Annotated in this window: 3 protein-coding genes and 1 pseudogene; 1 reads left to right on the plus strand and 3 read right to left on the minus strand. The window is 69.7% G+C overall.

All coding sequences use genetic code 11. The features are described 5' to 3' along the window. Positions 1-117: 117 nt before the first annotated feature. Together E1298_RS49975 and E1298_RS45060 are read right to left on the minus strand one after the other, a co-directional pair. Positions 118-348 (minus strand): hypothetical protein, encoded by a 231-nt coding sequence (locus E1298_RS49975; protein ID WP_207945240.1) that lies wholly within the window; start codon positions 346-348, stop codon positions 118-120. 112 nt (positions 349-460) lie between these two features. After that, positions 461-1279, minus strand: a pseudogene (locus tag E1298_RS45060) (inorganic phosphate transporter); the annotation flags it as partial. Between the two features lie 176 nt (positions 1280-1455). Between E1298_RS45060 and E1298_RS45065 the strand changes: the two are divergent. Next, positions 1456-2082 carry a hypothetical protein gene (locus E1298_RS45065; protein ID WP_131903508.1) on the plus strand — a complete coding sequence of 209 codons (627 nt, stop codon included), beginning with the start codon at positions 1456-1458 and terminating at the stop codon, positions 2080-2082. Between the two features lie 4 nt (positions 2083-2086). On the opposite strand, the gene E1298_RS45070 is transcribed toward E1298_RS45065, so the two are convergent. After that, the coding region (locus E1298_RS45070; protein WP_207945241.1) for a CYTH and CHAD domain-containing protein at positions 2087-3682 on the minus strand (1596 nt) is incomplete at its 5' end.

Consider the following 3682-nt stretch of genomic DNA (forward strand, 5'->3'; position numbering starts at 1 on the left):
GTCCAACACCCCACCAGCCCCCACTCAAGGCAGGGACCCACGTCAACGCGCCAGTCCCTACTTCGTCGCGCCCTCCGCGACGGACTCCAGCAGCACCGTCCCGGCGCCGAGCGCCCGTCAGTGGAACTGGGGGACGATGAGGTAGATGCCGTACACGACGATCGCGGCGCAGGCGGCGAAGCACAGCGCCGCCGCCGCGGCCGGGACGGTGGCGGACCGTCCCCGCTCCTGCGCCGCCTGCCGCGCCGACACGGCCAGGACGCCCAGAGCGAAGATCACCACGACGGCGACGGTCGCGCCGAGGCCGACCACGAAGACCTGGCCGAGCGAGCCCCACTTGATGTCCATCCCCGCTCCTACGCGGCCGTCGAGGCGTGCTCGGGCCGCCGCGGCAGCTCGTTGACGTTGCCGTGGTCGACGGGATCGCGCCGGAGCACACCTGGGTCGTCGACAGCGCGAACCCCAGGTGCGAGGAGGCCAGGATGACCGCGGTCGACCCCGACTCGGCCGCGAACCCCTGCGGCGACTCGATCTCGGTGAGGCCCCTGCCCATCGTCCGGATGATCCGCCAACCCCCGACGTAGGTGCCGAGCGCGATCGCCAGGCCCGCCGAGGCGATCACCCACAGCGGCGGGTCCGCGCCCCCGTCGAGCGTCCCCGCCGAGATCAGCGTCAGGGTGATGACGCCCATCGTCTTCTGCGCGTCGTTGGTGCCGTGGGCGAGCGAGACCAGCGACGCCGAGGCGATCTGCCCGACGCGGAAGCCGTCGCGGGCGGTGTCCTCCTGCGCCCCCGCCGTGATCCGGTACGCCAGGTATGTCGCCGTCAGCGCCACGAGCCCCGCCACGAACGGCGCCGCCACCGCCGGAACAAGGATCTTCTCCACCACCGTGTCGAAATGCACGCCGGACGAGCCCGCGCTGAACCACACCGCCCCGATCAGCCCGCCGAACAGCGCGTGCGAGGAACTCGACGGCAGCCCGACCAGCCAGGTCAGCAGGTTCCAAGTGATCGCTCCGACCAGACCGGCGAAGATCATCGCCGGACTGACGAGCGTGTCGTCCACGATCCCGCCCGAGACGGTCTTGGCCACCTCGACCGACAGGAACGCGCCGACCAGGTTGAGCGCCCCCGAGATCGCCACCGCGACCCGAGGACGCAGCGCCCCGGTCGCGATCGAGGTGGCCATCGCGTTGGCGGTGTCATGGAAGCCGTTGGTGAAGTCGAAGAGCAGCGCCGTGATGATCACGACGACGACCAGGAACGTGACGTGGTCCATCAATCCGCACCTTCCGGACGGGCATATCGACCGTAATCCGCCCAAATGAATCCACCGTGAACCCGCCAGGCCGGTCGCCCCGGCTCACAATGCGGGAAGCGGCCCGACTGGATCTTCAACCGGGGATGACGTCCGGTTTGCCCCACGGTCGATAGCTTCAGACGAGGAGGTGGGCGGTGTTCGGCCAGCGCAAGGCGTGCGTCCGGATCGTCAAGGGCACGACGCGTGACGCGGCGGGCCTGCGCGAGGCGGCCGACCGCTGGCACCGGGACGTTGCCCCTGGAGCCCGGGGGTGGCTGGGCAGCACAGGCGGAGTGACCGACGACGGGGTCTACATCGGCCTCGCCCGTTTCGCTTCCGAGAAAGCGGCCCATCGCAACGACAAGCGTCGCGAGCAGATCGAGTGGTGGGACCGGACCAGCGCCCTGTTCGGCGGCGAGGTGACCGTCAACGAGTCCACCGATGTGGAGACCTTCGGGCACGACGGCTCCGACCAGGCGGGCTTCGTCCAGGTGCTCCAGACCCGCGTCCGCGACCGGGAGGCGGTCCGTCCGTTCTTGCCCCAGGAAGCGCAAGACACCCTGGCCCGATTGCGACCCGACATGATCGGCGGCCTGTTCTGCGTCCAACCCGACGGCGTCTGCATCGGCGTGGCCTACTTCACCTCACGGGAAGCGGCCCGCGAGGGTGAACGCACAGAGATGCCTCCGGACTACAAGGCATGGCGGGACGAGCAGATGGCACACTTCGAGGACGATGCCGTCTTCCACGACCTGCACGATTTCTGGCTGCACTCCCCGTAACCCACTAGCGAGACACGGCCTTCTCCCACACACCGGCGATCTCGTCCCCGGCCTGCTGCGCCGCCCGCCGGGAGTCGCCGGCCAGAACACCGAGCGTGTAGAGATCGCCCGGACGACCACCGGGCTCATCGGCCAAACGCCTCGCCTGCCTCGCCGCCACAACACCGTCCTGATAGACCCCGAGCACATCCTGAACCCGCTCAGCCCGCCGAGCCAGCTTCCGCGCGGGCTTGCCGAGAGCAGGGGCCGCCGCTTCGGCGGTGTAGCGGAGGCGCTTGGCAGCCTTGCGCGTCCTATGCAAAGAGCCGTCGCGGTCAACACCCGCAGGACGCCCCTCGGCCTCGGCATAGGCCCGCAGCATCTTCCGCCAGGCCCGCCCGATGACCTTGGCCGTCTGCTTCTCCGGCTTCCCGGTCGCCCGCTCCGTGACGGGCGGATCGGCGACGAAGATGTCGAGGGAGTCCAGGAGCGCGGCGTACCGGGGACTCGACAGGGTCTGCCGGAGGCGCTCACGTGCCTGCCGCTCACGCGCGGCCAGTCCGACCATGAACGCCGGACGGCCGTCGACCTCGGGAATCGCCGCGAGCCGCCGATCGAAGCGCGCCCGCAGAACCTCCAGGTCGCGGACCTCACCCAGGGCATCGGTGAGCCATCTGAGTTCGGCGTCCAGGGCACGCGTGCGCTGCTGCTCCAGAAGCTTGCGGTGGGTCCGCAGTACGCTCCGTATCCGCCTGGCCGCCACCCGCATCTTGTGGACGGAATCATCGTCATGCTCTGCGAGCCGTACCAGCGGGTCGTACGCCAGAAGAGCCTCACTCTGCCGGCCCAGATAGGAGGTCAGCACTTCAGCCGCGGTATCGGTGCCCCCCTGACAGCCAGGACGGTCTTCGCCCCCACCAAGCGCGATGCTGAGCCTGCTGGAGGAGCGGCCAACACGCGCGCCGGCCTTGCGCAGCCGCTTCCCCACGGCATCGAGGACATCCGGCCGACCACTGACCAACTCCACCCCGATCTCACGCCACGACCGCCTGTCCGGCGCGGTGGTCGGATCGTCCAACCGACGGGCCGTCACCGTGTCGTCGGCGAGCTCGGCCAGCACGGCCCCCGTCTCCGCCAGCAACGACCGCTCCGTCCGGACCGTCGTGAGCTCAGCGACCGGAACGAGCTCACGCCCGCGAACAAACGCGGTGACGAGCCGCGCCAGCCGCTCGGGCACACCCTCCTCCCGTCCGGCCGGGTCGTGGATCTCTCGCCGACCCTCACCGGCGGGCAGCCTCAGATCCCATCCCTCATCGTCCCCGGTCCGATGCCGCAGCGTGACACCGCGCGATATCAGACGCAGATCCGGGGTGTCGAAGTACAGGGCCGTCAAGGTGCGGGTGCGCGAGGTCCCGACGTCCGCACACCCCGCCACCCCACGAAGGTCGGGCACACGGAACCCGGCGCCGACGTCGTACTTGCGCTCGACCTCCAGATTGACACTCACGATCTTTCCTTCCACCGGGGGGATCCCTTCCTCTTTCGCCGTACCCGCCCCCAGCACCTGAAAAGTGAACATTTGCGGCAACACCCGCCCCAGCCACACACCCGCCCCACCACG

The organism is Actinomadura rubrisoli, from assembly GCF_004349215.1.
Lineage (GTDB): Bacteria > Actinomycetota > Actinomycetes > Streptosporangiales > Streptosporangiaceae > Spirillospora > Spirillospora rubrisoli.

What these genes read in the sequence shown, in the direction of transcription:
- E1298_RS49975 (WP_207945240.1), bottom strand. Translation starts at nt 348, where the DNA reads ATGGACATCAAGTGGGGCTCGCTCGGCCAGGTCTTCGTGGTCGGCCTC.